A 26,734-nucleotide genomic window follows, 5' to 3' on the forward strand; every position below is an offset into this window, starting at 1 on the left:
ATCACAGGCACCGAGGGTGCCGACCGCGTTTGCAATGGTAACTGGCTAGACAGCTTGATCAACGCGGCATTCCTAGGTCAAGACTGCAACCAAAGCGTCGCTTGGCTGCAAACGTTTGACTCATACGCAGTAAAAAACTACATCGGCTCAAACCTAGCGGCTCCTGTTTACGTTATGGGTGGCTATAAAGGCTTTCCTGGTTTCGAAGGAGCAAGCTCAGCACTTATTGAAGGCGAAGACGATGGCTACATTAACCTAGCATCTCAAATGAGCTGTGCCGGTTCGGGCAAACGCCATCTCGAAAGTGATTTGAACGACTACAATTACTTCTTAGGAATTCAATACGGCAGCCCTATCTTCCGCTGCAATGATTCGAACAAAGGCACACCTCGCACCTACAATATGGCGAGCGTTTACACAGACCACGATGCAGAGCGTAACGCTGGGATCAAATACCCTAGCTACACCAACATTGAAGACGGCATAACATGTGGCAATGGGCGCAGCATGGCTGGCAGAATAAACTCTTGTTTATAAGCTTTTCCTACAGAAAGCAGAGTTAGATTAAGAACGAGGAGATACCGTCTCCTCGTTCTTACAACAACACACCAAGCCACTACCACTATCCATTCATAGCAGCCTTATAATAGACCTTATGAAAAGAAACCTTGTTCTTCTAGTCGTCCCTCCTGTCGTTGCCTTGGCCTTGCTCGCGTTTTTTCATGAGTCGGAGGTGGCAGCAATACCAGATCAGGCGACTTCTTTTGAAATAGCAAAAGACACCCAAGAAAACTCAAAGGCAAGCCAAAAGCCGCTTCTCAAAAGACCAACAGCAGCCCTAGCAATGCCAAAGACAGCTTCGACTCAAGAAGAGGAGCAACCACACTCAAGCCCGCTGTCACCCATTGAACAAATCCGCGCAATAAAGAACAAGACAGCGCTCCATGAAGGCGTTTTGAAAGATCACGAGACGTTCACTCGTTATCCAAGTGACAATGTTCGTTTTGATCGCTTAGAACGCGATCCAGTCACAATGGTCTATGAAACGCACGAGCGAACGACTGAAAGCAATGATGGGACAGCATCAATAACCGCATGGTCCGATAAAAAGTATCTACTTCAAGGCGAGTCAGTTCAGCTCTCTGCTCGTGTAGACGATGGCGCAAACCGCGGCATACAAAATAAAATGATGAGCGCGCTATACCTCAACGAGTCGCTATCACTTGGAACGTTCGAGCTAGTAGACAATGACAACGATGGAACCTATTCGCTAACACTTGCCTCCGAACAAACGCAGAACTGGCAACCAGGCATCTACAAAGCCCTGATAGCGAGCGATCATAAGGCGCTTTCTGAAGCGGTTAGCTTTGTCATCTCCCCACCGATCATTGAGTTAACAGGCGAATATCGCGAGCACATCACAACAAAGGGCGATCTACTATTTGAAATAGAAGTCAACGTCGCCGAGCCTGCCAGATTCTACGTCCGAGCCTCACTCTACACGAGCAGTAACAGCCCCGTTGGCAGCGCACAATTTTCCGATAGTTTAAGCACGGGCGAGCACTGGATTCCGCTCACCTATTTTGGTCTGATGATTCGAGACAGCGACGAGCCCGGCCCCTATCTGATACAAACCGTAGAGCTGGCGAAAGCTGGGGTACCCATGCTAAGAATGCCACCTGCCAAAGCTGGCATGTATACACAAAGCTACCCGCTCGAAGAGTTCAGCAACCAAACATACCAAGAACAACAAGCGCTAAAATAACGATCAACGACCAAAGGCTCTCAGACAAGGTCAAAACTGTAAGCAGTGGCACTTTTGCGCTAAGCTATCGACTTATTCCTCTCATTGTTTGGCGTTTAACTTTTCATGTTTGATATCTCTGTGTTCGACCACCTCTCTGACTTGAATATTCTTGTTGTTGGCGATGTGATGCTCGATCGGTATTGGCAAGGCGATTCTCAGCGAATTTCTCCTGAAGCACCGGTTCCTGTTGTCAAAATAAACGATCTGGAAGACCGCATTGGCGGCGCTGCAAATGTTGCCAGAAACATCGCTCACCTGGATGGAAAGGTGTCTCTTATGGGCTTGATTGGCAACGATGAAAATGCCGATCGCCTTGAAAGCATGCTTGCTAAAGACAAAGTCTCATCACAACTAATTCGACAAAGCGAACAGCCAACAATCACAAAACTGCGCGTGATTAGTCGTCACCAACAGGTGGTGCGCCTCGACTTTGAAGATCCTTTTGAAGAAAAACATGCCTTAACGCTCATGGAGCGCTTCAAGGCAGAGTTAGATCAGTACGACTTTGTCATATTCTCTGATTACAACAAAGGCTCGCTGCGTTTCGTGACAGAAATGATTAGTGAAGCAAGAGCTCGAGGAAAAACGATCTTAGTCGATCCAAAATCCAGCGATCTAAGCGTTTACCGAGGCGCTCACGTTATTACACCAAACCTGAAAGAGTTTATTGCCGCAGGGGGTGAAACCGGATCAGAGGAAGCGATTCATGCCTCAGCGAAACAGCTGATGACGAATGCAGGCATCGACGCGATCCTGTTAACACGTAGTGAACAGGGTATGTCGGTACTCACCTCAGATAGCAAACATGATATGCCAACGCGAGTGCGCGAGGTCGCCGATGTTACGGGCGCCGGAGACACAGTGATCGGTACCCTAGCACTCATGATGGCCGCTGGAACACCGCTCGATGACGCTGCACAAATTGCAAACTTGGCTGCCGGCGTCGTCGTTGCAAAACTTGGCGCAGCAACGGTCACGCCAGAAGAGCTATACCAAATTGCAAATCGCGTGTTCTTCGACTCACGCGGAACGCGAGAGGCCGATTCCACAGAGGAAGCCCTTCGCCACATTGAGTTAGCCAAACTCGCAGGCGAAAAAATTGTATTCACGAACGGCTGCTTTGATATTTTGCATGCAGGCCATGTTCGTTACCTTGAGAAAGCTCGCGCGCTTGGCGACCGCTTAGTGTTAGGCCTTAATTCTGATGAATCGGTTAAAAGACTGAAAGGCGAAACACGCCCGGTAAATCGGTTTGAAGACCGCGCAACCGTCATTGGCGGCTTAGCGAGTGTAGACTGGGTGCTGCCGTTCGGCGAAGTTAAAGGCGACCAATATGATGACACGCCCTATTATTTGATCGAGAAAGTTCAGCCGGACGTCCTTGCCAAAGGCGGTGACTATACTGTGGAAACGATTGTCGGAGCAGACTTAGTCCAAAGCAACGGTGGTAAAGTCGCTGTCATAGAGTTTGTTGATGGCTGCTCAACAACTCGTATCATCGAGAAGATACAGAATCAAAGCGACGAGTAGTAATTATGTCCAGTCCTGAATCCATCTGCATTCTGCGTCTATCTGCGCTCGGCGATGTCTGCAACGCAGTCGCAGCTGTTCAGGCTATCCAAAAAAGCTTCTCCGAGGCAAAAATCACATGGATTATCGGTAAACTCGAACATCAGCTTGTTTACGACCTTCCTGGTATCGAATTTATTGTCTTTGAAAAAGCACGCGGTAAAGCGGCGATCGACGACTTAAAAACGGCGATGCAGAATCGCTCCTTCGATGTATTGTTGCACATGCAGGTCGCGATGCGCGCCAATCGTCTTGCCCGCTTGATTCCGGCGAAAAAGAAACTTGGCTATGACTGGAAGCGCGCCAAAGAAGGACACTCACTAGTCATTAATGAGCGCATCCCACCTTTGCTGCCAAAAAGTAGCGAACAGCACGTTCTCGATAGCTTTATAAGCTTCGCATTGAAGCTCGGGGCGAAAGAGGAGCATTGCTACCCACCGACATGGAATATTCCAGTTTCTGAAGCCGACCGGGAATTTGCCCTAAGCATGATCCCCGACGGCCAGCAAACGATGATTCTTTGCCCTGCTGCAAGTAAAAAAGAGCGCTGTTGGTCATCGCAAGGCTATATCGATGCGATACATTTTGTACAACGGAAAGGCATCAATGTCATTCTATGTGGAGGTCCCGCGCCGCTCGATACGGAGATTGCAGAATACATTAGCAGCAAGACCCGCGTTCCCGTGAAGAACCTCGTAGGTCAAACCACTCTAAAACAACTTTACGCACTTTTGGGGCGCGCTTTGTTTGTTCTCGCGCCAGATACAGGGCCGCTGCATATGGCGAATGCAGCAGGCACGGGCGTCATTGGTCTATATGCCCACTCAAACCCCAAGCGAACCGGGCCATATAGCAGCCAAAACTATGTCATTGACCATTACCAAGCGCATCTAAGACAGCAATATGGCAAACTTCCAGAGCAGGTAAAATGGGGAAAACGAGTTCATGGATCAGACCTAATGGATACCATCACAAGCAAAGAAGTCTTTGAGCAAATTGATCACCTGCTATTAGAACTCGACTCCTAGAATGGAATTGTGGGTCTGGCTCGCTGCGGCGTTTAGTTTGTTCATCGGCTGCTGGGTACAAACGGCTTTAGGTTTTGGCATGGCCGTGATCGCCGCTCCGATCATTGTTATTCTCAACCCTCTATGGGTTCCCGTCGCGCTCACGCTCTGCGCCTTATTCCTCAGCATCTTAAACACCTGGAACCAGCGTGCTCACTTAGAGCTAAAAGCGCTAATACTCCCTTTTATAACGCGCCTTCCAGGCACCGTCGTTGGCGCCTGGCTGTTGATGCAACTCGACACAAAGACGCTTCAAATATTTGTCGCTGGCTGTGTGCTACTGGCCGTTGTCATCTCCTACTTTGGCAAGCAGTTTCAATACACCCCGGCTCGGATGGGAACAGCCGCATTCGTCAGCGGGATAATGGGGACCACAACATCCATAGGCGGGCCGCCAATGGCTTTGGTTATGCAACATGGCAACCCCAAAAATGTGCGCGCCAACCTGTCTTTGTATTTTGGGTATAGCTGCACCATCAGCATGGTCTCCTACGCCTACATTGGCATTCTGAATGACCAACTTCTAATGGAGAGTGTCAGTTTTCTGCCTGTTTGTATCGTAGGGTTTGTACTGGGTATAAAATCGAGGGATTACATTGATGATGGCGAGAAGTTTAGGTCACTACTGCTCATACTATGTGGCGGTGCGGCGCTCATTGCGCTCGCAGGGGTATTCCTATAGCTATAAGCCATAGCCCATTGCATCTTTGAGCGGATACTTGCCACGGACAAATATCCCGCTTCCTCGCGCAATTTCACGACCTTGCTGATCATAGGCGACCGACTCAGCAATAAACTGCGTTCTATTTTTATTAACAATGCGTCCGTGCGCTCGCATGATGCCTTCAGAGACTGGGCGAGTGATATAGGTGGTAAACGAGGTTGTTAAAACAAAGACTTCGTCCTCAAACGAATTCGCAGCAAAGAAAGCCGTGTCGTCTAACAGTTTAAAGTAAACAGAGCCATGAGTTCCTCCCGCCGAATGACAGTACTCAGGCTTCAGGTCAATTTCTATGGTGCAAGCCCCCTCTTCAATTTCGATGCGAGGAGGAAAGATGGCATTAATCGGGGCGGCGCGATACATATTACTTAACGCTGTGTAGTGCTCGCTTTTCGTCATATTAACTGTTTTCCTGAAATCGGCTAATCAGCTCGAGAAACTTTTTATTCTGCTGGCTGGCGGTATATTTTTTCGCTGTCTCCGCATTTTGCGCGCCTAACCGCTTTCGCAATCCTGCATCATCACAGAGCGCTTGTAAGGCGTTAGTCCAAACTTGCTGATCCAAGCCAGAGATCGAAAAAGACACACTTTCGCCCTCGAGGATTTCGCTCGCGCCAACCATATTGTGAAGAACGACCGGCTTTGAGCAGGTCATTGCCTCTAGCGCACTCATTCCAAACTCTTCGATAAAGGCAGGTAATACAAACACATCCAGCATAGCGTAATAGTCTGCAACACAGTCAGTCGATGGAAGAAAGTGCACAGTATGCGGGTGCTGTTCCAACAAGTTCTGAAACTCACTCGCCTTGCCATTACCAGCGACAACGATATGCAAACGCTGCTCTGAGCGAAGCTGCGCGCTCGCCTCGAGAAACAACTGCACGTTACGCTTTTTGAAGTTGCCTGAGGTAATCAATCCGATCACCAAGTCAGCACCTGTCATACCAAGCTCTGCCCGGATATCACGCTCTGGACGCGTGACGTTGTCTGGGTCACAACTTGGATAAAGTACTTCGATATGCTTATCGCGAATATGGAACCTCTGCACCAGATCCTGCTTCATGAGTTCCGAGTTACACACCAAGACTTGAAACTGCTGCTTGGTTAGAACTTCTGTATGCAACGCGCCAACATCATTGTCGCTGGGCAATGGGACGCCATGAATAAGTTCATGTTCAAAATGCACACAATTATGAATAAAACACACATCCGCGCTCGCGATATCTCCGTGCGCGATCGATACATCAGGCGCAATACGGCCTAACCAATACTCCGTCTGCCACTTAAAAAAACGACGTCGGATCGCACCCTTGAAAGGCCAGCGAAAGGTTTTACGAACTTGCGCGCTGGTATGAGAATAAGCAATCGGCTTTACTTTCTCTGAGATTAAAAATGACTCGTGCCCCACTTCGTCTAAGGCCTCTAACTCAGAGCGAACCAAACGCGAGACGCCTGAGCGCAGATTCTTAAGATCCTTTTGAACGATCGCAACTTTCATGTTCAGCGCCTCACGCTAAAAATACCAAGCGAGATAGGTATTCACCAAAGTCATATCATAGAAAATTTCTGGGGAGCTTGCCTCTATGGCCGGTGGATCGGTTGGCAAAACCCGGTCTCGGGCGATCTTGTCACCGTATGCGAATTCAACCCCAAGCCCTAAACCATCGGTTTTAGAGTGAGACAGCACGCGCCACTCGCTACCAAAGCCTAGATAGTATCCGTGCGCGGCAGTCTCCTTATCGTAGCGCGCCACACCAAAAAATGCCTTCAAACGGAGTGCATCCGATAAACGATAACGATAATCAAAAGGCCTGATAGACAACAGGCCATCGCCATCCGCTGTCGAGTAACTTGCAACAAGACCAAGCTCATGACGCTCGGCATACAAACCGTGAACACCAAATGCGACGTAAGGTCCCGCCTCCCAATCACTTGTATCGGCTGCTGGATTGTCCCCGCCATCAAGCAGTGTTTTTACCTTTCCTATCGTCGAGCCAAGCGCCAACGAATACGAAAACTCCGTCTCTGCAAAGGACGATGCACTAAGCGCCAGGCCTAGCACCAACAAAACCACCTTGTTTATGCGCCTTACCATCGAACGAATGCTCCTACCTGGTAATAGTCCTCATCCCAAACACTACTTCCTGTTCGCCCCTCCAAGCCCCAAATATAATCGCTCGCTGCGATTGAGTAACGCACCTGTGCATCGAATGCGGGTTCGTAATGAAAGCTAGAATAAGAGGCTTGTTGAATCGTTCTAAACTGTACATTCAACAAACGATCCACCGCATGTTGCCAGCCAAAACTAAGCAAGCTAGAGCGACCACCAGCACCATCGCCCTTCTGTCGCTGATCTGCGGCAGCATGACCAATTATATTTCCGCCGCTGACACTGCCATCCTTGTAAATCGAATGTACATACCAACTGTTTTGCCACTCGGAGTATTCGTAGGTCAGATCGACTTCCTCAAACAACGAAGGAAAATAAATACCCCCCTGTAACGCCGCATTACCAAGTCTGTAAAACTTGTTTACTGAGGTATCTTCGCCCGCGTACTCAAAATAAAGGCTAAACGGCACTTGGCCTGTCACATTGATCCGAGAGGTCAGCGAGGCGCTTTGGTTTCCGAATTCGTCGTCTTGACTAAGATTATCCCCCGCATTATCCGCCCCACTCGGGTCAAAAAATGCTTTCAATAAGTTTTCAGGCTCATAACACTCACCCCGTTCGCCCCCACCGTAGATCATCACCCGATTCAAACCAAAAGCGACATGTCGCACAGGGTTGAGACTCAAATGCATGCCAATCGCACATGGGTTTCCGGAAGTCAGGCCACCTTGATAGGCGATATTGTCTGACTTGCTTAATTGAGTTGCGAACAACTCATAGCGAAAGCCGAGCGAGCCGATTGAAATGGGGCTCGAAAGTGTTAATGAGGGGCGCGTTTCAGCGTTCGTGCTCCAGAGCATCGCACTGTGCTGCATAGGAGAGAGCCAATGTGAGCGATAGCCAACATCAAACTGCATCCAGTCAACACCAAAGCTGGAGTAGGTGCCTTCCATGGATTCGCCGTCTTCACGACGCTCACCACCCAGAAACGCATACCAGTGTTGATTTAGTCGAAGGTATAGCTGCGCATTGATTGTTGCAGCGTTATCACTGTCTTCGCCTCGCTGATTCGGCAAAGGAATACTCTCATCGCTTTTGGCGTTCAACTCTAAATTAGCGTAAGTAAACCCATCCGTCTGCGAGTAACGCTTGAGATAGCTACGCACTTGTCGACATAGAGTGTTTGGCTCTTCACAGTAATATTTCAAAGCATCATGGACGCGTGCTGCAGGAATCGGCCGCGTTAAAACTGGATCGCCCGCCAGCACCATCAATCGTTCGATCTGACGTTCCGCTTCTGGTGAGATATGTAGTGGAAGATAAGGCGAAACACCTCGCGCGTTCGCCTTTAAGGGCATGACCGCCAACAACAAACCCAATGCGAAACTAAGCAAAGCTACTAGCGCGCTATCCTGGCGTAAGGACATCCAAATACTCTTAAAACACAAATGTAATTATGCAGTTATGAAAACAGTTTTTGTTGGGAAAGGCTAGCAGCTTAAAAATTACTTTTCTGCCACGAGCTGCGCTAAAAAGGTCAAGGTATCCTGGGCTGACTTTTCAGTATTGAAATGATCCCGAATCCTATTTCGTCCGGCCTCTGACATGGCCGCGCATAGGTGACGATCCGCCTCTAAACGCGCAATTCCCTGAGCAATCGCTGCTACGTCGCCCGGCTGCACACGAATACCACTTTCACCGTCAACAATAAGCTCGGCACTGCCCCCCGTGTCTGAAACAATCGCAGCGGTTCCATACGCCATGGCTTCGATCACCGTTTTGGGTAAGCCCTCTCTTTTTAGCGATGGCAAGACAGAGACATCGCACGCCGCAATCAACGCCGGCGCATCTTTTCTATGCCCTGCTACTTTAATGCGATCGGCCATCGGGCTTTGATTAATCAGCGTTTGAATTGCCTCACTGTCCATGCCGTTGCCAACAAGTAAAAAATAAACCTCTTTGTCTTGAGGAAGCTGATGCGAGGCTTGCAACAAAATTGGTAGGCCCTTTCTCGGTCTGTCATTAGCAACGCAACCTACGACGAAAGCGCCATCAGGGATACCAAACTCAGACAAGTCGGCAGGCGCATCCTGATACCAATCAAGCGAATGCCCTTTGTAAACGGTCGTAATTCGATCTTTCGGTAAACGCGAGTGCAGGTAAAGATCATCACGAACCGCATTCGCGACACAAATAATTGCATCCAAGCGCGGATTTAAATGCGTCAAATAGCTTGTTGGATCATACCAATAGATATTACCCGTCTGCCCTCGATATGAGACCGTCTTCACCGGCAATCCGATAGAGGCAAACAATCCATTGGTAATCGCCTTGTTGTTGAACATATAAAGCGCGTCGTATTGACCGTTTTTCAGTTCAGCCCGAACCCGTTTAATCGCCGACCACTGAAACTTCTTCTTCGGGTGGAAATCGATAATCTTCACGCCATTTTCTTTAAAGCGTGAAACGTACTCTGCATCACCTTCTGTCATCAACGTCACGTCGACACCCAGCTTCGCTAAGCCGATGAAAATCTCGGCTTCAGGACGAACCGAATTCCAAGTGTCGGTGTAGGAGGAGATGATTAATAATCTTAACGCCATAGGTCAAAGCCTAGTATTGAAATGTTCGCGCGATACTAAATAATAAATGCAAAATTCTCTACTTAAATAGCGCCCACATGCATCGCGCTGAGGGTGAGTTGCTGTATCAGATTGATAGAAAGCAATGCTAGAATGGCGCGAATTCCAAGTCTTCTGCCAATCCTCATTGAACAAGGATTACATAATGAGCAAACCTAAAAAGCTAATCATCATCGGCGCCGGAGAGCTAGCAGAAATTGCCTTCGAGTATTTCACCTACGATTCAGACTACACGATTGCAGGCTTTTGTGTTGAAGCCGAGTATTTAAAGGATAAACAGCTGAATGGGCTTCCAGTCTCAGCGGTAGAGGACATCCTCAGCGATTATCCATCAAATGAGTTTTGTGCCTTCGTGGCGATACCCTCGACCAACCTAAATCGCCTAAGAACCCGATTGTACTTAAAGCTCAAGAACATGGGCTACGAGTTCGCGACCTACATTAGCAGCAGAGCGTTTGTTTGGAGAAATGCCAAAGTTGGGGAAAATTGCTTCATTTTCGAAAACAATGTTGTTCAGCCTTTTGTGACGATCGGCGACAACTGCATTCTCTGGAGTGGCAACCATATAGGCCATCGTACCGTCATTGAGGACCATTGTTTCTTATCATCCCACGTGGTCGTTTCCGGGTACTGTTCGATAGGACACTCGTGCTTCCTGGGGGTGAATGCGACGTTTAATGACAATACCACTCTAGCGCATAGCTGCATTGTTGGCTCGGCGAGCCTGGTGAACAAATCATTGTTGGAGCCTGAGAGCATATATGTGGGCTCACCAGCCAAAATAGTCCCTGGAAAATCCAGCTTAGGAGTTAAGCTTTAATGCAATTTAACTGGAAAAAACACGGGCTAATTTTTTCAAAACCCCAAATGCCTGACTGGGCGTGCGCGGGCGCGCTAACTCCGACTCCGTTCAACTTAAACGCAGAAACAATTCGGGTATATTGCGGGTTTAGAGACAATGAAGGTGTAAGCCGTATCGGCTACGTCGACTTATGCTCTGAGAATCCCTCTATCGTAAAACGAGTATCTAAGAAACCTGTTCTCGATACTGGCCGTTCCGGATGCTTCGACGACAATGGCGTCATTCTGGGAGACGTACTCAAAGCGCCGAATGGCGAGATACGCATGTACTATGTCGGCTTCCAGCTCGTTAAAAATGTAAAGTTCCTCGCTTTTTCAGGACTTGCAACCAGCTCTGACGGTGAGAACTTCACGCGCGTCTCCGAAGCACCCATTCTGGATCGGGCAAAGAATGGCGTGATGATTAACGCCATCCATTCAGTAAGATTCGAAAACGATAAATGGCGTATCTGGCATGCTATGGGCGATGGCTGGCAAAACATCGCAGGTACGGATTACCCTCAATATAATATTTGGCATAGCTACTCGAACGACGGACTTACCTTCGAATCGAACCCACAGCTATGCGTCGATAACAAAGACAATGAGTACAGAATCGGACGCCCTTCTGTTTACAAATTCGACGATCAATTTTTTATGCTTTTTACAAGCGGATCAAAGACGGGAGAGGATTACTTTCCGGGACTCGCCACGTCGCCCGATGGCATAGAATGGACAAGGAACGACAACGCGCTGAATTTAACGCTTGGCGCAGAAGGCAGTTTTGATAGCAAGCACCTTTGTTACCCTCGGTTATTTAAAAGCAACAACTCCTTGTGGGCAGTCTATAACGGAAACAATATGGGACAGGACGGTTTTGGCCTTTTGGAGATGGTCAATTGATTTCATGCATCCAATATGCAAGCGACAAAGAGCAAGAGTGGGATCAATTTGTCGAGTCGTCAAAATCACCACTATTTTTCTTCATGCGACGCTTTGTAGAGTACCATCGCGACCGCTTTGAAGATCAATCCCTCATGTTTTACGATGACAATAAACTCATCGCAGTTCTGCCCGCTTCCAGACATGAAGACACGATCGTATCTCATGGAGGGCTTACATATGGAGGCCTCCTTATAGGGGATAAAGTAAGAGCCTCATCAATGCTCGAGTTGTTCGAGAGCCTCACGAATTTCTGCAAAAAAGACGGCTGTGTATCGCTTCGCTATAAAGCGATCCCTCATGTTTTTCAACGCTCGATGTATCAAGATGATTTGTATGCCCTGATGAAAGAAGGTGCAACTTTGTCGCGCAGAGACCTATCAAGCGTGATCGATCTCAAGGCTCGCCCAAAGATCTCAAAAGGCCGGAAATGGTTAATAAACAAAGCAAAGAAAGAGTCTGTTACCGTAAGCAAATCGCAAGACTGGCAAGCATTTCATGCTCTACTTAGTAGCGTACTATCCAAGCATGGTGCGAGCCCCGTCCACAGCGCCGCAGAACTCGAATACCTACATTCATGCTTCCCTGAAAATATCTCTTTGGAGATGGCAGAACAGAATGGCACCCTGATGGCAGCCACCTTACTGTTCAAATTCAATAATATTACGCACACACAATATATGGCCACCTCAGACGAAGGAAAGGCCGTGGGGGCCCTCGATTTTCTGATAGAAAACTGTATCCAAGATGCCATGTCACAAAACCAACAATATTTTAGCTTTGGCATCTCTACCGAAGAGAACGGAACCATCCTTAACGGCGGCCTAATTGCGCAAAAAGAGAGCTTTGGTGGTAGAGGGTTAGCGATCGATACTTACACGTTGCCATTAGACAGCGCGAAATCCGTTTAAACCGATTAGCACAAGCCCGAAACAACTAGCCGAACAACGTTTCGCCCTAGGCCTACTTTCTAAGCTTCTTATAAGCTTTCCATACAGGCTTGATTGGCACGCCTGAGAGAATGGCGCGCAGTACATCTGAAAAGGAAGGCGCTTGCTCTAGGGCTGAGAGCCACATTACATACCTGTTTCTGCGCATGAGCAGCTTCGAGATGTATTTTTTGTCCTTGCGTGGAGCCGCGTCTAAATCACTGAGATGGCACTTTATGTCGCTCACCTCACGCTTGGCATCCGTGACTAAGCGGTAAAGCTGGTCATCTTTTGCGACGTCATCATAAAAAGAAACCCCGATACCGACGCGGTATTTTAAGAGTGACGTGTGAAGGTAACAGATGTTTCCCAAACAAAGCGCTCTAAATGTATTAACCCTGTCATCATTGATTATATAGCTTGGTATTCGACCAAAATGGTTAAACACCTGCGAATGATACGCGGGGCAACATCCATAAATAGTGGCTCGCCTGTTCACTAAGCGTTTGAATGTGTATTTTTTTTGCGGCTTGGCCGACGCAGAGAAGGAAGAAACCATGTCGCCGTTTTCATCAATCTCATCATATCTTGCAACAATAAGCGGTGGCCGGTCGTTCGCTAGCCAACATGCGTAGGTTTCCTCCACCCGCGTCGGCTCCGAGATATCATCACCCGCTTGAAACACCATAAGCGTATTCTCGAACTGCCCAGACAATTTGTTTAGCTGCGCATTCAAGCCAAGGTTCTGGTCATTACGCCAATACTCGATAGTCAGCTCCGACGGAGCCGACTTAATGACATCCTCAATGACTTCCTGAGTTCCATCTGATGAAGCATCATCCATAATAATGAGTCGCGAGGGATAGCACGTCTGATTGATTGCTGAATCTATCGCTTCGCGCACAAATTTCTTTTGATTGTATACAAAACAAATAAATACGACGTCGTCGAGTACCTTCGGTTGCCCATTGGATAAGGTCATGCTGAGAACCCATTAACGGCTTTAATCACGTGTTCAACTTCTTGTTCTGTCATGCAAGGCGATATCGGCAAGCTTAAAACAGTGCGACTCAGCCTCTCAGTCACGGGCAAAGAAAGGTCATTAAAATGGGGGTAGGCTTTCTGTTTATGCGCAGGGATCGGATAGTGCACGAGCGTCTTCACGCCATTATCGGCAAGGTAAGCTTGGAGCGCATCACGCGCTTCACACTGCACAACGAACAAATGCCAAACATGTTCTTCAGTGATTCCGCTATAAGGTAGCGTTAAAAATTTAGACGAAATATCTGTTAGATACTTCTGAGCGATCGCTCGCCTTACCGCAATCTCTTGATCCAGATACTTCAACTTAACAGACAGCATCGCAGCTTGAATTTCATCCAAACGACTATTCACACCTTGCAAACCATGAACATAGCGCTCTTCAGACCCGTAGTTTCTCAGTGAGCGAAGCGTGTCCGCAAGCTCAGAATCGTCCGTCGTGATTGCTCCACCATCACCCAGCGCACCTAGAACCTTTCCGGGATAAAAGCTGAACGCGCCCGCATCGCCCCAAGCACCAGCTCGAATGCCTTCACGCGCAGCACCGTGAGCCTGGGCACAATCCTCAATCACGAGAATATCGTTTGCTTTCGCCCAAGCGCTAAGCTCTTGCATAGGACAGAGCTGCCCGTATAAGTGCACAGGCATGATTGCCTTGGTCTTGGAGGTTACCTGCTTTTGTACTTGTTCTAGTGAAAGGTTATACGTTGACACGTCGGGCTCAACGAAGATTGGAACTAACCCGCACTCGGTAATTGCGAGCACACTTGCCACATAGGTGTTCCCGGGAACAAGCACGTGATCACCATGGTTCAAACGCCCTAGCTCCATCCATGCACGCATAATCAAGCGAAGCGCATCAAACCCATTGCCCACACCGACACAATAGTTTGTGCCGCACCAACCAGAAAAACGATGCTCAAAAGAAGACAGTTTTTCGCCTTGAATATACCACCCAGAATCGACAACCTCTTCACACGCCGCTATCAATTCGCTTCGATACTGCGCGTTAACAGCTTTCAAATCTAAGAACTCAACCATGTGTACTTCTATACCTTTCTTTGTATTTGGCGGGATGACAGCAGATCATTGATTGCTACTGAGCAAGAAGACTCTTTTGATGCTTAAACGCATCGTATGAACGAATGTAATCGGCTTCATCATAGCATTCGCTAGCAATAACCAGCAGCACGCAGTCATGGCTAAAATCGCGCATCTCTCGCCACACTAACCCGCCCATATATAAACCTTTACTGGGGGAATCTAACAAATGGGAGGAGCTTCCGTTCTCGGTTTCGACATCGAAAACACAGGACCCAGATAGAGCAATCGCTACCTGCTTCAAACTCTGGTGAGCATGAAACCCTCTTTTCACGTTTTCTGCAGTTTGGAAGATGTAGTAAATCCTTTTAATTTCAAAAGGTATTTCTTTGAACTGCTCCAGCGCTATTAATTCCCCTCTCGAGTCCCCTAAACTTGAGAAAAGCAGCTCTCTCACATCACTTTCCGTGGGGTTAATGCCCATCTAAAATCTCTTTCAAATATTGTCCGTAACTGTTTTTGATAAACTTTTCAGCCGTTTTCAAAACATCTGCTTCACTCAGCCAACCCGCTTTAAACGCTATTTCTTCTAGGCAAGCAACCTTATAGCCCTGACGGTGTTCAAGCGTTTGCACGAAATGAGAGGCTTCTAACAAACTGTCATGAGTTCCCGTATCAAGCCAAGCAAAACCACGCCCAAGCGACTCGACATTTAGCTTACCGGCTCTCAAATACTCCGCATTCACACAAGTAATTTCCAGCTCTCCGCGGTGAGAAGGTTTGATATTTTTCGCTATTTCGACCACGTCGTTGTCATAAAAATACAAGCCGGTAACCGCATACTTGCTCTTTGGCTTCTCTGGCTTTTCTTCAATGGATAGCGCTTTGTAGTTTTCATCAAATTCAACAACGCCAAAACGCTCAGGATCTTTTACCTTATAACAAAATACGGTGGCGCCGGAGTCTTGCTGTGCAGCCAGTTTTAGTTTCGGTCTGAAGCCCTGCCCGTAGAAAATATTATCGCCAAGCACCAAACTAACCGAGTCGTTCCCAATAAACTCTTCGCCAATAATAAACGCTTCCGCTAACCCGTTTGGACTGGGCTGAACAGCATACGACAAAGACACACCAAACTGACTGCCGTCACCGAGCAGTCGCTGAAAAGCAGCAAGATCATCTGGCGTCGTAATGATCAATATGTCGCGAATTTCAGCTAGCATCAAAACAGACAAAGGATAATAAATCATCGGTTTGTCATAGACAGGTAAAAGCTGTTTGGAGACCCCCATCGTAATCGGATGGAGCCTAGTTCCCGAACCACCGGCCAAAATAATGCCCTTCATCATTGCTCCTTGTCGCTGATGCCTAGTCGCTGATGCCTAGTCGTTCTCGATTGTAAGACCCATCAAGCACGCGCTGCCACCACTCTTGGTTTTCCAAAAACCACTCAACCGTTTTTCTCAAGCCAGTTTCAAAGCTTTCCTTTGGTTGCCACCCAAGATCAGACTGAATCTTTGACGAATCAATCGCATAGCGAAGATCGTGCCCTGGCCGGTCGTCAACAAATTGAATCAAATCGACGTATCGTTCAACGCCGACAGGAAGGCAAGGTCTGAGCTCTTCTAGAATGGAACAAATACCTTTTACAACATCGATGTTTCGAACTTCGTTGTTACCACCGATATTGTATGTTTCGCCCACCTTCCCCTCTTCGATAACGCGAACAAGGGCTCGAGCATGATCTTCAACATAAAGCCAGTCGCGAATTTGAAGTCCATTGCCATAGACAGGCAACGGCCTTCCCTCAAGCGCATTCAAAATCATCAACGGAATAAGCTTTTCAGGGAAGTGATACGGCCCATAATTGTTGGAACAGTTGGTGACAATTGCTGGCAAGCCGTATGTCCGGCTCCAAGCCCTCACTAAGTGGTCACTAGACGCTTTCGTAGCCGCGTACGGACTACTGGGTTTATAAGAGGTCGATTCAGTAAATAGTGAGCCATCGTCTTCGAGATCACCATAAACCTCATCCGTCGAGATATGATGAAAGCGAAACGCGCTTTGCTGATCACTCTTTAAGGAAGTCCAATATTGTCGAGCAACTTCCAATAGCTGAAATGTACCCACTATGTTCGTTTGGATGAAATCGGCTGCGCCATCAATAGATCTATCTACATGACTCTCTGCCGCGAGATTCATAATCGCGTCTGGTTCAAACGTGTTAACCAAACGCGACATAAGCTCTCGATCGGCGATATCCGCCTGATAGAACCGATAGCGCTCATGACCTTCAATCGAGCTTAAAGACTCTAAATTACCGGCATAAGTGAGCTTATCAACGTTCAAAACGTGATGCTCGCAGTCCTGAATAAGGTGTCTTATCAAAGCAGACCCTATAAAACCCGCTCCGCCTGTTACCAGTATTTTCATATAATGTGTTTGAACCTATCTATATTCTCTTCTCAGACGGCAGAATAGCCTATCTGCTTTAAGCCTTCTTCTTGAGCCTCTTTAGCGCCTCTTCCAATAACTTTGCGGCAAGCAGAAAAGCCCGGAGAAAGTTCCGCTTTCGAATCCGTAATGGCGCCATCCCGAGCGGAAACTCTGCATCACAATATGTTTTGTAAAGCACCTGCCAATCATCGAAGTTCACATAGGTGAGGCGTCCACTAAGGCGGTTCGCCCGCTCTTGAGGGCCAAATTTGCTACATAGCCCTAAACCAATCAGCTCGGGCTCACCAATCACAAAGTTATTGGCATAAATTCGTTCTGAGCGCGCAATGAGATCGTCCGGTGCGTCGTGAAGGTGCTCTACATTCAAGCTGGCATCATACTGCTGAAGAGCAACAAGCAAGAGTTTTTGCGTGCAATCTATTTTGTAATGCGGCGCGCCCCAATATTGCTTTTGGCCATTGCGTGTTTGGTCATAAGCGAGATCAGGCAAATTACTCATACCCCATAACGCGCGAACATCTTCGGTTCGCCCAAAGTAAAAAAAGTCACACATGTGTAGCGCAACTCTCCTTGATCTGGCGTAAGCTCTGGTAAAGGTGTTGTTCACCACGACCCGCTCGCTGAGAAAGCGATCTTCTTCACAGCGCTCTGGAAAGGACGCTTGCAGAAATTTGAACTGATCACCCACTAGATAGTTATCAGAACGTAACTTCATCGCATAAGGCGTTTTTACTCGCTTCAACCCTTCTCGAGAAGAAACGATCTGGCGATTATTGTTGGATGCATCGGGCTTGCCGTCTGCGGTATATTCCGTGATATTGCTACCCGGATCTTCATTTAACAAAAGCTCATCGTAATCTAAGCCTTCGACCGGTTGGCCCTGCCATGTCGACAAAATAACATGCGCCCCTGGCAGGTGATGACGAACGCTGGTCAGACACTTCTCGGTAATGCCCTCGTCCATAGCCCGATCAGGGCTCGCCACAACAGGCCCTTGAACCACAACGGTAATATCGGAGTTTTTAATCATAGCGAGCATTCCGAGCCTGTCTTTCGGCACAGGAGATATAGTGTAGAGCGACTTTATCGGATTGAAGAAAAGAAAGCATCTCTGCACTCACCGGTTTGTCTTCTTCGAGCGCCCGATCGATCAACTTGGCGAGCTCTCTGTGGTTTCCCTTCTCACAAACATAGTCAGCGGAGCCGTTCGCTAACAGTTCACGCGCCCCACCTGCATCGGTACTCACCACTGGGGTTCCGGCCACAATGCTTTCGACAATCACGGTAGGCAAGCCTTCAATATCAGAACTCAGCACATAAAGGCTCGCATGCTGATAGACCGCATTTAGAGGAGAGTAAAACCCGAGAAACCGAACGCGATGGTCAATTCCGAGCTCCTTCGCGAGCCCCTGCAGTTCTGGCAATCCCCGCCCCTCTCCGAAAATAACCAAGTCGTGCGTTTCTCTTGATGACGACTCAGCAAAGGCACGAAGCAGCACATCGAAACGCTTGGTGCGATCAGGCCGCCCAGCAGACATAATGAACTTCTCGGGTAGCTCAAGCGCGCAAGGCTGTTGCGCAAGGGCTTTCATTTTTTCGAAATCAAAGCCGTTGTAGATCGTTTCAATAGACTGCGGCTTGGCTTTAATCAAAGTCAGCATATCCTCTTTTGCGCTATCAGAGACGCAAAGCAAATGTTTGCTAGAATAAATTTTTTGATAAAGCTTGTGATAGAAATATTTCTTAATGCCTCTTCTTCGGCCAACTAAGTTGACATACTTACAACTATGCACGACCACATAGCTTGGCGCAGAATAAGCAGAAAAAGGCAGAAAATTTGTACCGTGAAAAAACACTAAGTCGTAATCGTGTTTTTGCAAAAACGTCTCTAATTTTGCAGAGAAGAGCATTGAAAAAAGAGCATGAAAAAAGTGGTACCCGAAGAGCGTTTTCATCAGTTTGATGAACACACGGCTACTTCGCGTTTTTTTACTCAAGCCCCAAATATCGACAATTTTATCTGACTCGCGTAACGCCTCAGATTGCTCTAAAAAGACATAGTCCACCTCATGCCCCATCTTGCGAATAGCTGCTGCTGTATCCGTTGTGGCATTATATAAACCGGATGCATAAGAGGTTGAGCCAAGAAAAAACGCGATCTTCATTTTGTACCCTAGTGATTTAGCGCGCATATTACGCCAAACCGCAGGTCTACAAAAGCGAAGCAACAGTCTTTAACATTGCAGTTCGAGGCATTTAACCCATCCCAAAACAATCAAATACCCAAAGTTCTGTGATAAATTAATGACATATTGGTCCAATCCTATGATCCAAAAGGGATTGGTTGTAAAAGCGCCTCGTCACTTTTTTAGAGCCCCAAACTATGAAACGACTCATCATGGACCTTGATGGAACCATTACCTCAGGCGAAAGCGGCAATTACAGTGAAGCCACACCTCAAACTGGCGTAGTTGAAAAAATACGAGAATATAAGGCTCAGGGCTTCGATATTGTAATTAGCACAGCTCGCAACATGCGAACCTATGAAGGCAACGTGGGCAAAATCAACGTGCACACCTTGCCTGTCATTATGGCCTGGCTCGACAAGCACAACATCCCTTATGACGAAATCATCGTCGGCAAACCTTGGTGTGGCTATGAGGGATTCTACGTGGATGACAAGTCCGTACGACCAAGTGAATTCACCAGCATGAGCCCAGCAGAAATCAACGAACTGCTCGCAAAGGAAAAAGTACTTTGATTCTCATTACCTCCGCGGCTTATATCGGCCCTGAGTTTCGGTCCGAGCTTGGAAAAATCCCTCCGGCCTTCCTGCCTATTGGGAATCAGCGCCTGTATCGCTACCAATATGAGAGTTTAAACACACAGGACAAGGTTGTTCTTACCATTCCGGAAAGCTTCTCTATTCCCAAACACGATTTAAGACAACTTGAACAGATGTCGATCGAGATACTTGAAATCCCAGAAGGTTTGTCACTCGGAGACTCAATCGTTTGCGCACTTAACTTAAGCGGTTACTCAGAAGGCCCTCTTACCATACTGCATGGCGACACACTCGTTTATGACATCCCAGTAGAGCTGCACGACATCATTGCCGTCAGCGAAGTAGAGGATAACTATGAATGGGCGACGTTTGATGGCAAAACCGTTCAAGACTTCCACCCCTACGACGGCGCCACGCAGGCAAACAAACAAGTGGTTAATGGATACTTTCGGTTTAGCGATGCACGCACGTTTATTCAATCTATGGTCCGAGCGCGCGGCGCATTCATTGAGGGAATAAATTTATACAGTCAACAATGCAAACTCTCATCGTATCTCACGAAAGACTGGCATGACTTCGGACACTTACATACCTACTTCCGGTCCAAAACACATGTGAGTACGGCTCGTGCATTCAATAGCCTAAAGGTCGAGTCGGGCGTGGTCACCAAGCGCAGCGACATGCCAAACAAAATGGCTGCCGAAAGCCATTGGTTCCAAAACATACCCAGCGAACTAAAACGCCATACGCCCAATTTTCTCGGTGAGCTTAGCGCAGGTCAGCGAGTCGAAGGCTATCGCATCGAGTATCAATGCATCAGCAGCCTTAATGAGCTCTTCGTTTTTGGTGATCTACCGGTTTTTGTGTGGGACAAAATTCTTAAAGCATGCGGGCACTTTGTTTCTCTTTGTAGTACCTTCGAGGCGACGGAATCAACCCAATCCTTTAAAACATTTCTGCTCGAAAAAACCGACAAACGCTTAGCGGAGTTTAGTAACGATACAGGCATAGCACTTGACGAGCCGTGGACGCTAAACGGCGTAAATATGCCGTCGATTAAACACATTCACGAGACAAGTGCACGCCATATACCTGACACGGAAGTGCAAACGGTCGTTCACGGTGATTTCTGCTTCAGTAATATCCTTTATGACTTTCGATCGCAAAGTATCAAGGTCATCGACCCACGAGGCATGAACAATGAAGGACTGCTCTCTATTCATGGTTTTGCGCATTACGACATCGCGAAATTAGCGCACTCGATCATCGGAAAATACGACTTTATCATCGCCGGATATTTTGATCTAAGTCGAGACGGTAACGCGCTCGCCTTCGAAGTGTATCAAACCGACAAGGACAGCTTTATCCGCGAGCGTTTTGAGACCTTATGCGAACAACAGTTTGGCCTGAACGCGAATCAACTGCTCGCAATGCAGGTACAATTATTTTTATCGATGCTTCCGCTTCATGCTGACAAGCCAGAACGCCAACTTGCCTTGCTCGCAAATGCCATGAAGCTGTATGCAGAATTAAGCGCTTAGAGTTTGATAACGAACGACCAACCTCTCTGAGCTGAAAAGGAACCAAAACGTGATTGTAATGCCGATGGCGGGCTTAAGCTCGCGCTTTACCAAAGCTGGATACGATAAGCCAAAATACATGCTTGATGGCTTTGGCAAGCCGCTCTTCGACTATGCGGTAGAAAGCTTTAAAACCTATTTTAAAACAGAGCCCTTTCTCTTCATCTGCCGCGATATTCAGAACACTCCGGCCTTTGTCGAAGAACGATGCAAAATACTGGGAATAGTGGACTACGAAGTCGTGCTACTCACCGAGCCAACAGGAGGCCAGGCTGAAACCGTCGCGCTAGGCCTAGAACACTCGAAACGGCTTGATGATCCGATTGTTGTCTTTAATATCGATACCTTTCGCCGTAACTTTACGTTTCCTAAATTCATGGATGCGTGCGATGGCTACCTTGAAGTGTTCGAGGGAGAAGGAGACAACTGGTCTTACGCAAAACCATTGAATAAGCATTCGAATAAAGTGATCGAAACCGCCGAGAAAAAGCCAATATCAAACTTGTGCAGCACCGGACTTTACTACTTCAAAAGCGGTTCCGATTTTTTAACACTGTTCGACAAGGCAAAACGCGCTAATTCCGCACTCGTCAATAACGAGTATTACATCGCCCCACTCTACAACCTGATGATTGCAGAAGGCGCAGACATTCGATACGACTTGGTGAAGAACGAAGACATTACGTTTTGTGGTGTGCCCGCGGAGTATGATGCGTTTCTTGCAGAGAACCGAGTGTAGATTTTGCCATCTCGCAGCCAGTCAAACTCCGTCACCATTCTGCTGAGTCTTAAAAAGACGAGCAGACTGTTTTTAGCGCTAATCAGTATGTTGGCGACCCACACAGGGGTCAACGCGCAACCCACCATCGCCGTGGCTTCAAACTTCAAGTCCACGATGATCGCGCTGATCAGTGCCCAGACGGAAAATTTACACCAAACCAAGACTATTTTCGCTTCTTCAGGCAAACTCGTCGCGCAAATTAGCAATGGCGCTCCGATTGATATTTTCCTCTCTGCCGAGCCCATTGGCAAAAAGCTCGATACCCGTCTTGTGGTGCCGGGCTCAGAGTTTACCTATGCCTTCGGGCAGCTCGCTTTGGTCTCTCACAAATCGGCTCAGCATGTTGCCCTGGATGGCGCTAAAAACCTTAGCTGCCTTGCCATCGCAAATCCGAAGCTCGCTCCTTATGGCCGAGCCGCTTTAGAGGTAATAGCAAGGTTAAAACGTCAAGACTGGCAATTTGAGCGCATCGTGCAAGGGCAGTCGGTTGCTCAGGCCTTTCAATTTTTTGATAGTGGCGCATGCAATAATGCCCTTGTTGCCTACGCACAGGTTCTCAGCAACAACAAATCCGTTCACCATAGCGTGATACCAAGTGAGTGGCATGCCCCCATCCAGCAAAACGCGGTCTTACTAAAACGCGCTGAGAATGCGACGGCTGCAGAACAATTCTTAAAGTTTCTTCGGAGTGAATCTGCGCGTAAGATCATTCAAGATGCTGGATATTTAACGGATATTGAATGAGCTCTGATTGGACCACACTTTGGCTTAGCCTGCGCCTCGCGTTTGTCACCATGGCTATTCTACTGCTTATATCTACACCCCTTGCCTGGTGGCTCAGCCAAACGACAAGCAAGCTCAAACCATTTGTTCTTACAATCATCACCTTACCCATTGTGCTACCACCAACAGTGCTTGGGTTCTATCTATTGCTCCTGATGAGCCCAAGCGGTTTGATTGGCCAGCTAACAGATAGCCTAGGTTTGGGGCCCCTTGTGTTTACTTTCTGGGGCTTGGTAATCGGCTCCATCATTTATTCTCTGCCTTTCGCTGTGCAACCAATCTACAACGCGTTTTCGGCGATCGATAAAGGACTTCTCGAGCTTGGCACGACAATGGGCGCCTCGGCCCGACAACGCTTTCTCGGAATCGCCTTACCGCTGGCGAAAACAGGGTTGATCAGTGCCGCCATTCTGAGTTTTGCGCATACACTTGGTGAATTTGGCGTGATTCTTATGATTGGCGGCAACATCCCGGATGAAACACGCGTGCTCTCCATTGCAATATACGATCATGTTGAATCGCTAAACTACGAGCAAGCACATGTGCTCTCGTTTGGTTTGCTTGTGTTCGCATTCTTAGTGATCTGGAGTCTGGCGCAACTTCAGCAACGCGGACGCAAAGGCGCGGTCAGAGCGGGCACCAGCGCATGAGCATCAAAGTAGATATTTCTCTTCAGCGTGCGGATTTTGCTCTTCAGATCCAACGCGAGTTCAAGAATACGGGGTTAACTGGCGTCTTCGGGCCCTCAGGGTGCGGAAAAACATCACTACTTCGGTGCATCGCAGGATTAGAGCAGCCACTCGGTGAGATATCGGTAAACAAGCAAGTTTGGCAACGCTCTTCGAGCAATACATGGCTTGCCCCGGCAAAGCGGAATATTGCATACCTCTTTCAAGAAGCAAGACTGCTTCCTCATCTCAACATTGAAGACAACATCAGACTCAACCTTAAACTTCGTAAAGTACATAAGAGCGATCTCGATATTACCCGCGTGTTAGATGATTGCGGCCTTAGCCGCCTTCGAAGTCAGCGACCCGACACGCTTTCCGGCGGACAACGCCAACGGGCCTGCCTAGCGCGTGCGATTGTCTGTGAGCCGGATCTAATCTTGATGGACGAACCGCTGTCTGCATTAGATGCAACATCAAAACGCCAAATGCTGCGCCTAATTCAGCGCTTTAAGTCTAGCTCGAGTACGCCCATTTTTTACGTTTCACACTCAATCGATGAAATTGCACAACTCGCGGACGACATACTGCTTATGCAACAAGGAGAAGCCGCGTACCTTGGGCCAGCCTTACAAACATTTGCCGAACACAGCGCACTGTTCGATCAGGAGCAGCTTGCATCCGTATTTGAAGCCACAATCACCGAGATCGATCAAGAAAACAGCCTGTCAAAAGCAGAAATCAAAGGCTCGCAAACTGGGGCGCCAATCGCTGTCTGGATAGGCGAGCAAGCGCTTTCCGAGGGGCAGAAAATCCGGCTGAGAGTAACCGCACGCGACGTCAGTATTAGTCGGTTCCCAAACACCGAACAGAGTATCTTGAACGTCCTGCCAGCTAGAATAAAAAACATCAAACACACAAGCGAAAGTCACTCCGTGCGCATCAAGCTCGCTATTGGAGACAATACGCTTCATGCGCTCATCACCAAACGTTCGTTAAAAAAGCTGAACTTGAAGATTGACCAAGAGGTCTGGGCACAAGTAAAAGCACTGTCTATTTTTGACTAGTGACAGTTTGCAGCTTTCCGGATTCTAGACTAGCTTCCTAACCACTTATCGTTGATTGGAGCCTGCTACATGGCCATTACGGAAGCACAGAAAAAGCTCGTTCAAGCCAGCTTTGCGAAAGTCGAGCCTATTGCAGATGCCGCAGCCGAAATCTTCTACAACAAGCTTTTTACCTATGACCCGTCCTTAAAGCCTTTGTTCAAACACGACATGAAGGGTCAGGGTAAGAAATTGATGACGGCGCTTAAGCTTGCAGTAAAGTCCCTTGATGATCTCGATGCGCTTGTTCCAGTGCTTGAAAACATGGCAGTGAAACATGTTAGCTATGGTGTAAAGGTGGATGACTACACGCCTGTCGGAAATGCGCTGATTAATACACTCGCCGAGGGGCTCGGTGATGATTTTACGCCAGACTGTAAAGCCGCATGGGTTGAAGTATATAAAACCATTGCAATCGTTATGCGCTCAAAAGCCTATCCTGACTTTGACCCGAACACCTATCAAAACACCAAGCAATATGTACATTAACCAGTGATGGTGTAAGCTCATTGCGTACTCAATAACAAAAAATACAATCGCGTATGCCAACCGACATCATCGATACCATCATTGGCTGGTATCAAGAGCCCTTGTTTATTCAGTTTCCCGTCATCACTTTTGCGATTGGCATTGGCGTTTTCGTCTTGCTCGCCGCACCATGGACCGTACTCGCGTGGTTAGATCCTGAATGGGCCAAACCTTATCGGGTGCAAAACAAAGACTTTGAAGTCAGCACGTTTTTAGGTAAAAACATCACGTTGATCGTTTTCAACTCCCTATTAGTGTTCACGCTGCTTGTATTGGCCTGGCCCTTAGCTCGTCTAACTGGCATTCACGCAGGCGAAGTGCCTCACTGGACAACCTTCGTCTGGCAAATTGCTTTTTTTATCGTCTTGGATGATTTTCTGTACTACTGGATGCATCGAACGATGCATGAAAATAAGTGGCTGCTAAAGAATGTGCATTCTGTACATCATCAGGTTAGAACACCTTATGCATTGGCTGGTAACTACTTTCACTGGGTTGAGCTAGCATTAACTGCCGGCATTGCACTGATTGGCCCAATACTGCTCTCAAGCCATATTTATGTGGTGTACGCGTGGTTCATATGGCGACAGATGGAAGCGGTTGACGGACATCTAGGCTACAGCTTTAAGTGGAACCCGATGCGGCTAGTGCCGTTCTATCATGGCCCGGAGTTTCATGACCGGCACCACGAAACCTACAAAGGGAACTACGCCGGGTTCTTACCGATCATTGACCGCTGGCTTAAAACCCAAAGCCCGGCGACAGCGAAAAGAAGCGCCCATTGAAACGCCTAACTCTTAAATTTTTCGATATATGCTTGCATCTCGAAAGCAAGCTTCTCAACTGATCCCGATTCCGCGTCACTTTGCGCCGCCACATCCAAGTTCTCCATAGAAAGCGTACTGATTTCCTGGATCCGGTTGGCAACCTCCTCAGAAACGGCAAGTTGTTCAACGGCAGCCGCTGCTACAGTTGTGTTCATATCTTTTATTTCTTTGAGTTGATCATCGATGCTTTCGAGCGACTCACGCATGCGATCAACTCCTTCCACGCCCTTTTCCGCTTCTTCAACACCTTTTTTGGTCACATCTTGCGCTCTGTTAATCGCTTCATAAAGCCCTGAAACCGCCCCCTTAATTTGCTCTGTTGAGTCATGCGTTTTTTGCTCCAAAGATCGAACCTCATCCGCTACCACGGCAAAACCGCGCCCGAGCTCTCCCGCCCTAGCCGCTTCAATGGCCGCGTTTAAGGCAAGTAAGTTTGTCTGTTCTGCAATGTCATTGATCACTTCGAGAATCTGTGAAATTTCTTTACTCGCCTCAACAACCGTCATAAGTTCT

At 47.8% G+C, this 26,734-nt stretch carries 28 protein-coding genes and 1 pseudogene; 16 read left to right on the forward strand and 13 right to left on the reverse strand.

The annotated features are described in order from the left end of the window. The 5 genes and pseudogenes from A3750_RS26450 to A3750_RS20090 form a co-directional block, all read left to right on the forward strand. Positions 1 to 537: pseudogene (locus A3750_RS26450) on the forward strand (hypothetical protein); the annotation flags it as partial. Between the two features lie 118 nt (positions 538 to 655). Beyond that, positions 656 to 1,765 (forward strand): hypothetical protein, encoded by a 1,110-nt coding sequence (locus tag A3750_RS20075; RefSeq protein WP_068520486.1) that lies wholly within the window; start codon positions 656 to 658, stop codon positions 1,763 to 1,765. Between the two features lie 105 nt (positions 1,766 to 1,870). Further along, positions 1,871 to 3,337 (forward strand): bifunctional D-glycero-beta-D-manno-heptose-7-phosphate kinase/D-glycero-beta-D-manno-heptose 1-phosphate adenylyltransferase HldE, encoded by a 1,467-nt coding sequence (gene hldE / locus A3750_RS20080; RefSeq protein WP_068520485.1) that lies wholly within the window; start codon positions 1,871 to 1,873, stop codon positions 3,335 to 3,337. Between the two features lie 5 nt (positions 3,338 to 3,342). Further along, the gene (locus A3750_RS20085) at positions 3,343 to 4,404 is read left to right on the forward strand and encodes a glycosyltransferase family 9 protein (RefSeq protein WP_197475190.1); all 1,062 of its coding nucleotides are present in this window, start codon (positions 3,343 to 3,345) and stop codon (positions 4,402 to 4,404) included. A 1-nt stretch (position 4,405) separates the two neighbouring features. Then, entirely contained in the window at positions 4,406 to 5,125 is a 720-nt protein-coding gene (locus A3750_RS20090) for a sulfite exporter TauE/SafE family protein (RefSeq protein WP_068520482.1), read from the forward strand. Here A3750_RS20090 and A3750_RS20095 read toward each other — a convergent pair whose 3' ends face one another. The 5 genes from A3750_RS20095 to A3750_RS20115 form a co-directional block, all read right to left on the reverse strand. Further along, positions 5,126 to 5,563: a PaaI family thioesterase gene (locus A3750_RS20095; protein WP_068520480.1), complete on the reverse strand. Its 438-nt coding sequence runs from the start codon at positions 5,561 to 5,563 to the stop codon at positions 5,126 to 5,128. 1 nt (position 5,564) lies between these two features. Beyond that, positions 5,565 to 6,662 carry a glycosyltransferase family 4 protein gene (locus tag A3750_RS20100; RefSeq protein ID WP_068548698.1) on the reverse strand — a complete coding sequence of 366 codons (1,098 nt, stop codon included), beginning with the start codon at positions 6,660 to 6,662 and terminating at the stop codon, positions 5,565 to 5,567. A gap of 15 nt (positions 6,663 to 6,677) precedes the next feature. Next, entirely contained in the window at positions 6,678 to 7,259 is a 582-nt protein-coding gene (locus A3750_RS20105; RefSeq protein ID WP_068520476.1) for a hypothetical protein, read from the reverse strand. Next, positions 7,253 to 8,701: a capsule assembly Wzi family protein gene (locus A3750_RS20110; protein ID WP_068453813.1), complete on the reverse strand. Its 1,449-nt coding sequence runs from the start codon at positions 8,699 to 8,701 to the stop codon at positions 7,253 to 7,255. The genes A3750_RS20105 and A3750_RS20110 overlap by 7 nt, the downstream gene beginning before the upstream one ends. A gap of 78 nt (positions 8,702 to 8,779) precedes the next feature. Further along, on the reverse strand, positions 8,780 to 9,877 hold the full coding sequence (locus tag A3750_RS20115; protein WP_068453811.1) for a glycosyltransferase family 4 protein: 1,098 nt from the start codon (positions 9,875 to 9,877) through the stop codon (positions 8,780 to 8,782). Between the two features lie 184 nt (positions 9,878 to 10,061). On the opposite strand from A3750_RS20115, the gene A3750_RS20120 reads away from it, so the two are divergent. From A3750_RS20120 to A3750_RS20130, 3 genes are read left to right on the forward strand one after another with little or no spacing between them, the layout of a single operon-like run. Continuing rightward, positions 10,062 to 10,736 (forward strand): acetyltransferase, encoded by a 675-nt coding sequence (locus tag A3750_RS20120; protein ID WP_068464631.1) that lies wholly within the window; start codon positions 10,062 to 10,064, stop codon positions 10,734 to 10,736. Further along, on the forward strand, positions 10,736 to 11,659 hold the full coding sequence (locus A3750_RS20125; RefSeq protein WP_068457300.1) for a hypothetical protein: 924 nt from the start codon (positions 10,736 to 10,738) through the stop codon (positions 11,657 to 11,659). Before A3750_RS20120 ends, A3750_RS20125 begins: the two co-directional genes overlap by 1 nt. Then, positions 11,656 to 12,609, forward strand: a complete 954-nt coding sequence (locus A3750_RS20130; RefSeq protein WP_068520474.1) for a GNAT family N-acetyltransferase — start codon at positions 11,656 to 11,658, stop codon at positions 12,607 to 12,609. The genes A3750_RS20125 and A3750_RS20130 overlap by 4 nt, the downstream gene beginning before the upstream one ends. A gap of 52 nt (positions 12,610 to 12,661) precedes the next feature. Here the strand turns inward: A3750_RS20130 and A3750_RS20135 are convergent, their stop codons facing one another. From A3750_RS20135 to A3750_RS20165, 7 genes are read right to left on the reverse strand one after another with little or no spacing between them, the layout of a single operon-like run. Continuing rightward, positions 12,662 to 13,609, reverse strand: coding sequence for a glycosyltransferase (locus A3750_RS20135; protein ID WP_068520472.1), 948 nt, complete (start codon positions 13,607 to 13,609; stop codon positions 12,662 to 12,664). Further along, the gene (locus tag A3750_RS20140) at positions 13,606 to 14,709 is read right to left on the reverse strand and encodes a DegT/DnrJ/EryC1/StrS aminotransferase family protein (protein WP_068520471.1); all 1,104 of its coding nucleotides are present in this window, start codon (positions 14,707 to 14,709) and stop codon (positions 13,606 to 13,608) included. The genes A3750_RS20135 and A3750_RS20140 overlap by 4 nt, the downstream gene beginning before the upstream one ends. A 55-nt stretch (positions 14,710 to 14,764) precedes the next feature. Next, positions 14,765 to 15,193, reverse strand: a complete 429-nt coding sequence (locus A3750_RS20145) for an FdtA/QdtA family cupin domain-containing protein (RefSeq protein WP_068520469.1) — start codon at positions 15,191 to 15,193, stop codon at positions 14,765 to 14,767. Further along, on the reverse strand, positions 15,183 to 16,052 hold the full coding sequence (gene rfbA / locus A3750_RS20150) for a glucose-1-phosphate thymidylyltransferase RfbA (protein WP_068520500.1): 870 nt from the start codon (positions 16,050 to 16,052) through the stop codon (positions 15,183 to 15,185). The genes A3750_RS20145 and rfbA overlap by 11 nt, the downstream gene beginning before the upstream one ends. A 22-nt stretch (positions 16,053 to 16,074) precedes the next feature. Continuing rightward, complete coding sequence (gene rfbB / locus A3750_RS20155; protein WP_068520468.1) at positions 16,075 to 17,139, reverse strand: dTDP-glucose 4,6-dehydratase; 1,065 nt, start codon at positions 17,137 to 17,139, stop codon at positions 16,075 to 16,077. A gap of 58 nt (positions 17,140 to 17,197) precedes the next feature. Beyond that, positions 17,198 to 18,193, reverse strand: coding sequence for a WavE lipopolysaccharide synthesis family protein (locus tag A3750_RS20160; protein ID WP_068548706.1), 996 nt, complete (start codon positions 18,191 to 18,193; stop codon positions 17,198 to 17,200). Then, positions 18,186 to 19,328 (reverse strand): glycosyltransferase, encoded by a 1,143-nt coding sequence (locus A3750_RS20165; protein ID WP_197475191.1) that lies wholly within the window; start codon positions 19,326 to 19,328, stop codon positions 18,186 to 18,188. The genes A3750_RS20160 and A3750_RS20165 overlap by 8 nt, the downstream gene beginning before the upstream one ends. A 218-nt stretch (positions 19,329 to 19,546) precedes the next feature. On the opposite strand from A3750_RS20165, the gene A3750_RS20170 reads away from it, so the two are divergent. From A3750_RS20170 to A3750_RS20205, 8 genes are all read left to right on the forward strand, one after another. After that, entirely contained in the window at positions 19,547 to 19,924 is a 378-nt protein-coding gene (locus A3750_RS20170) for an HAD hydrolase family protein (RefSeq protein ID WP_068451296.1), read from the forward strand. Beyond that, positions 19,921 to 21,489: a hypothetical protein gene (locus tag A3750_RS20175; RefSeq protein WP_068451293.1), complete on the forward strand. Its 1,569-nt coding sequence runs from the start codon at positions 19,921 to 19,923 to the stop codon at positions 21,487 to 21,489. Before A3750_RS20170 ends, A3750_RS20175 begins: the two co-directional genes overlap by 4 nt. 49 nt (positions 21,490 to 21,538) lie before the next feature. Then, positions 21,539 to 22,267, forward strand: a complete 729-nt coding sequence (locus A3750_RS20180) for a glycosyltransferase family 2 protein (protein WP_068520465.1) — start codon at positions 21,539 to 21,541, stop codon at positions 22,265 to 22,267. 3 nt (positions 22,268 to 22,270) lie between these two features. Further along, on the forward strand, positions 22,271 to 23,053 hold the full coding sequence (modA, locus tag A3750_RS20185) for a molybdate ABC transporter substrate-binding protein (protein WP_156498781.1): 783 nt from the start codon (positions 22,271 to 22,273) through the stop codon (positions 23,051 to 23,053). Further along, positions 23,050 to 23,742: a molybdate ABC transporter permease subunit gene (gene modB, locus A3750_RS20190; protein ID WP_068451287.1), complete on the forward strand. Its 693-nt coding sequence runs from the start codon at positions 23,050 to 23,052 to the stop codon at positions 23,740 to 23,742. The genes modA and modB overlap by 4 nt, the downstream gene beginning before the upstream one ends. Further along, a complete protein-coding gene (gene modC, locus A3750_RS20195; RefSeq protein WP_068548700.1) occupies positions 23,739 to 24,827 on the forward strand; it encodes a molybdenum ABC transporter ATP-binding protein in 1,089 nt (362 codons plus the stop codon). Before modB ends, modC begins: the two co-directional genes overlap by 4 nt. Before the next feature lie 69 nt (positions 24,828 to 24,896). Continuing rightward, entirely contained in the window at positions 24,897 to 25,355 is a 459-nt protein-coding gene (locus A3750_RS20200) for a globin family protein (RefSeq protein ID WP_068464624.1), read from the forward strand. A 53-nt stretch (positions 25,356 to 25,408) separates the two neighbouring features. After that, complete coding sequence (locus A3750_RS20205) at positions 25,409 to 26,179, forward strand: sterol desaturase family protein (RefSeq protein ID WP_068548702.1); 771 nt, start codon at positions 25,409 to 25,411, stop codon at positions 26,177 to 26,179. Between the two features lie 5 nt (positions 26,180 to 26,184). Here A3750_RS20205 and A3750_RS20210 read toward each other — a convergent pair. Next, a partial coding sequence (locus A3750_RS20210) for a methyl-accepting chemotaxis protein (protein ID WP_304440218.1) occupies positions 26,185 to 26,734 on the reverse strand: 550 nt, incomplete at its 5' end.

The organism is Oleiphilus sp. HI0079 (genome assembly GCF_001635105.1).

What these genes read in the sequence shown, in the direction of transcription:
- A3750_RS20115 (WP_068453811.1), bottom strand. Translation starts at nt 9,877, where the DNA reads ATGGCGTTAAGATTATTAATCATCTCCTCCTACACCGACACTTGGAAT.
- A3750_RS20160 (WP_068548706.1), bottom strand. Translation starts at nt 18,193, where the DNA reads ATGATTAAAAACTCCGATATTACCGTTGTGGTTCAAGGGCCTGTTGTG.
- A3750_RS20085 (WP_197475190.1), top strand. Translation starts at nt 3,343, where the DNA reads ATGTCCAGTCCTGAATCCATCTGCATTCTGCGTCTATCTGCGCTCGGC.
- modC (WP_068548700.1), top strand. Translation starts at nt 23,739, where the DNA reads ATGAGCATCAAAGTAGATATTTCTCTTCAGCGTGCGGATTTTGCTCTT.
- A3750_RS20145 (WP_068520469.1), bottom strand. Translation starts at nt 15,193, where the DNA reads ATGGGCATTAACCCCACGGAAAGTGATGTGAGAGAGCTGCTTTTCTCA.
- A3750_RS20135 (WP_068520472.1), bottom strand. Translation starts at nt 13,609, where the DNA reads ATGACCTTATCCAATGGGCAACCGAAGGTACTCGACGACGTCGTATTT.
- A3750_RS20095 (WP_068520480.1), bottom strand. Translation starts at nt 5,563, where the DNA reads ATGACGAAAAGCGAGCACTACACAGCGTTAAGTAATATGTATCGCGCC.
- A3750_RS20090 (WP_068520482.1), top strand. Translation starts at nt 4,406, where the DNA reads ATGGAATTGTGGGTCTGGCTCGCTGCGGCGTTTAGTTTGTTCATCGGC.
- A3750_RS20110 (WP_068453813.1), bottom strand. Translation starts at nt 8,701, where the DNA reads ATGTCCTTACGCCAGGATAGCGCGCTAGTAGCTTTGCTTAGTTTCGCA.
- A3750_RS20075 (WP_068520486.1), top strand. Translation starts at nt 656, where the DNA reads ATGAAAAGAAACCTTGTTCTTCTAGTCGTCCCTCCTGTCGTTGCCTTG.
- A3750_RS20205 (WP_068548702.1), top strand. Translation starts at nt 25,409, where the DNA reads ATGCCAACCGACATCATCGATACCATCATTGGCTGGTATCAAGAGCCC.
- A3750_RS20120 (WP_068464631.1), top strand. Translation starts at nt 10,062, where the DNA reads ATGAGCAAACCTAAAAAGCTAATCATCATCGGCGCCGGAGAGCTAGCA.
- A3750_RS20170 (WP_068451296.1), top strand. Translation starts at nt 19,547, where the DNA reads ATGAAACGACTCATCATGGACCTTGATGGAACCATTACCTCAGGCGAA.
- A3750_RS20200 (WP_068464624.1), top strand. Translation starts at nt 24,897, where the DNA reads ATGGCCATTACGGAAGCACAGAAAAAGCTCGTTCAAGCCAGCTTTGCG.
- hldE (WP_068520485.1), top strand. Translation starts at nt 1,871, where the DNA reads ATGTTTGATATCTCTGTGTTCGACCACCTCTCTGACTTGAATATTCTT.
- A3750_RS20105 (WP_068520476.1), bottom strand. Translation starts at nt 7,259, where the DNA reads ATGGTAAGGCGCATAAACAAGGTGGTTTTGTTGGTGCTAGGCCTGGCG.
- modB (WP_068451287.1), top strand. Translation starts at nt 23,050, where the DNA reads ATGAGCTCTGATTGGACCACACTTTGGCTTAGCCTGCGCCTCGCGTTT.
- A3750_RS20140 (WP_068520471.1), bottom strand. Translation starts at nt 14,709, where the DNA reads ATGGTTGAGTTCTTAGATTTGAAAGCTGTTAACGCGCAGTATCGAAGC.
- rfbA (WP_068520500.1), bottom strand. Translation starts at nt 16,052, where the DNA reads ATGAAGGGCATTATTTTGGCCGGTGGTTCGGGAACTAGGCTCCATCCG.
- A3750_RS20165 (WP_197475191.1), bottom strand. Translation starts at nt 19,328, where the DNA reads ATGAAGATCGCGTTTTTTCTTGGCTCAACCTCTTATGCATCCGGTTTA.
- rfbB (WP_068520468.1), bottom strand. Translation starts at nt 17,139, where the DNA reads ATGAAAATACTGGTAACAGGCGGAGCGGGTTTTATAGGGTCTGCTTTG.
- A3750_RS20125 (WP_068457300.1), top strand. Translation starts at nt 10,736, where the DNA reads ATGCAATTTAACTGGAAAAAACACGGGCTAATTTTTTCAAAACCCCAA.
- A3750_RS20100 (WP_068548698.1), bottom strand. Translation starts at nt 6,662, where the DNA reads ATGAAAGTTGCGATCGTTCAAAAGGATCTTAAGAATCTGCGCTCAGGC.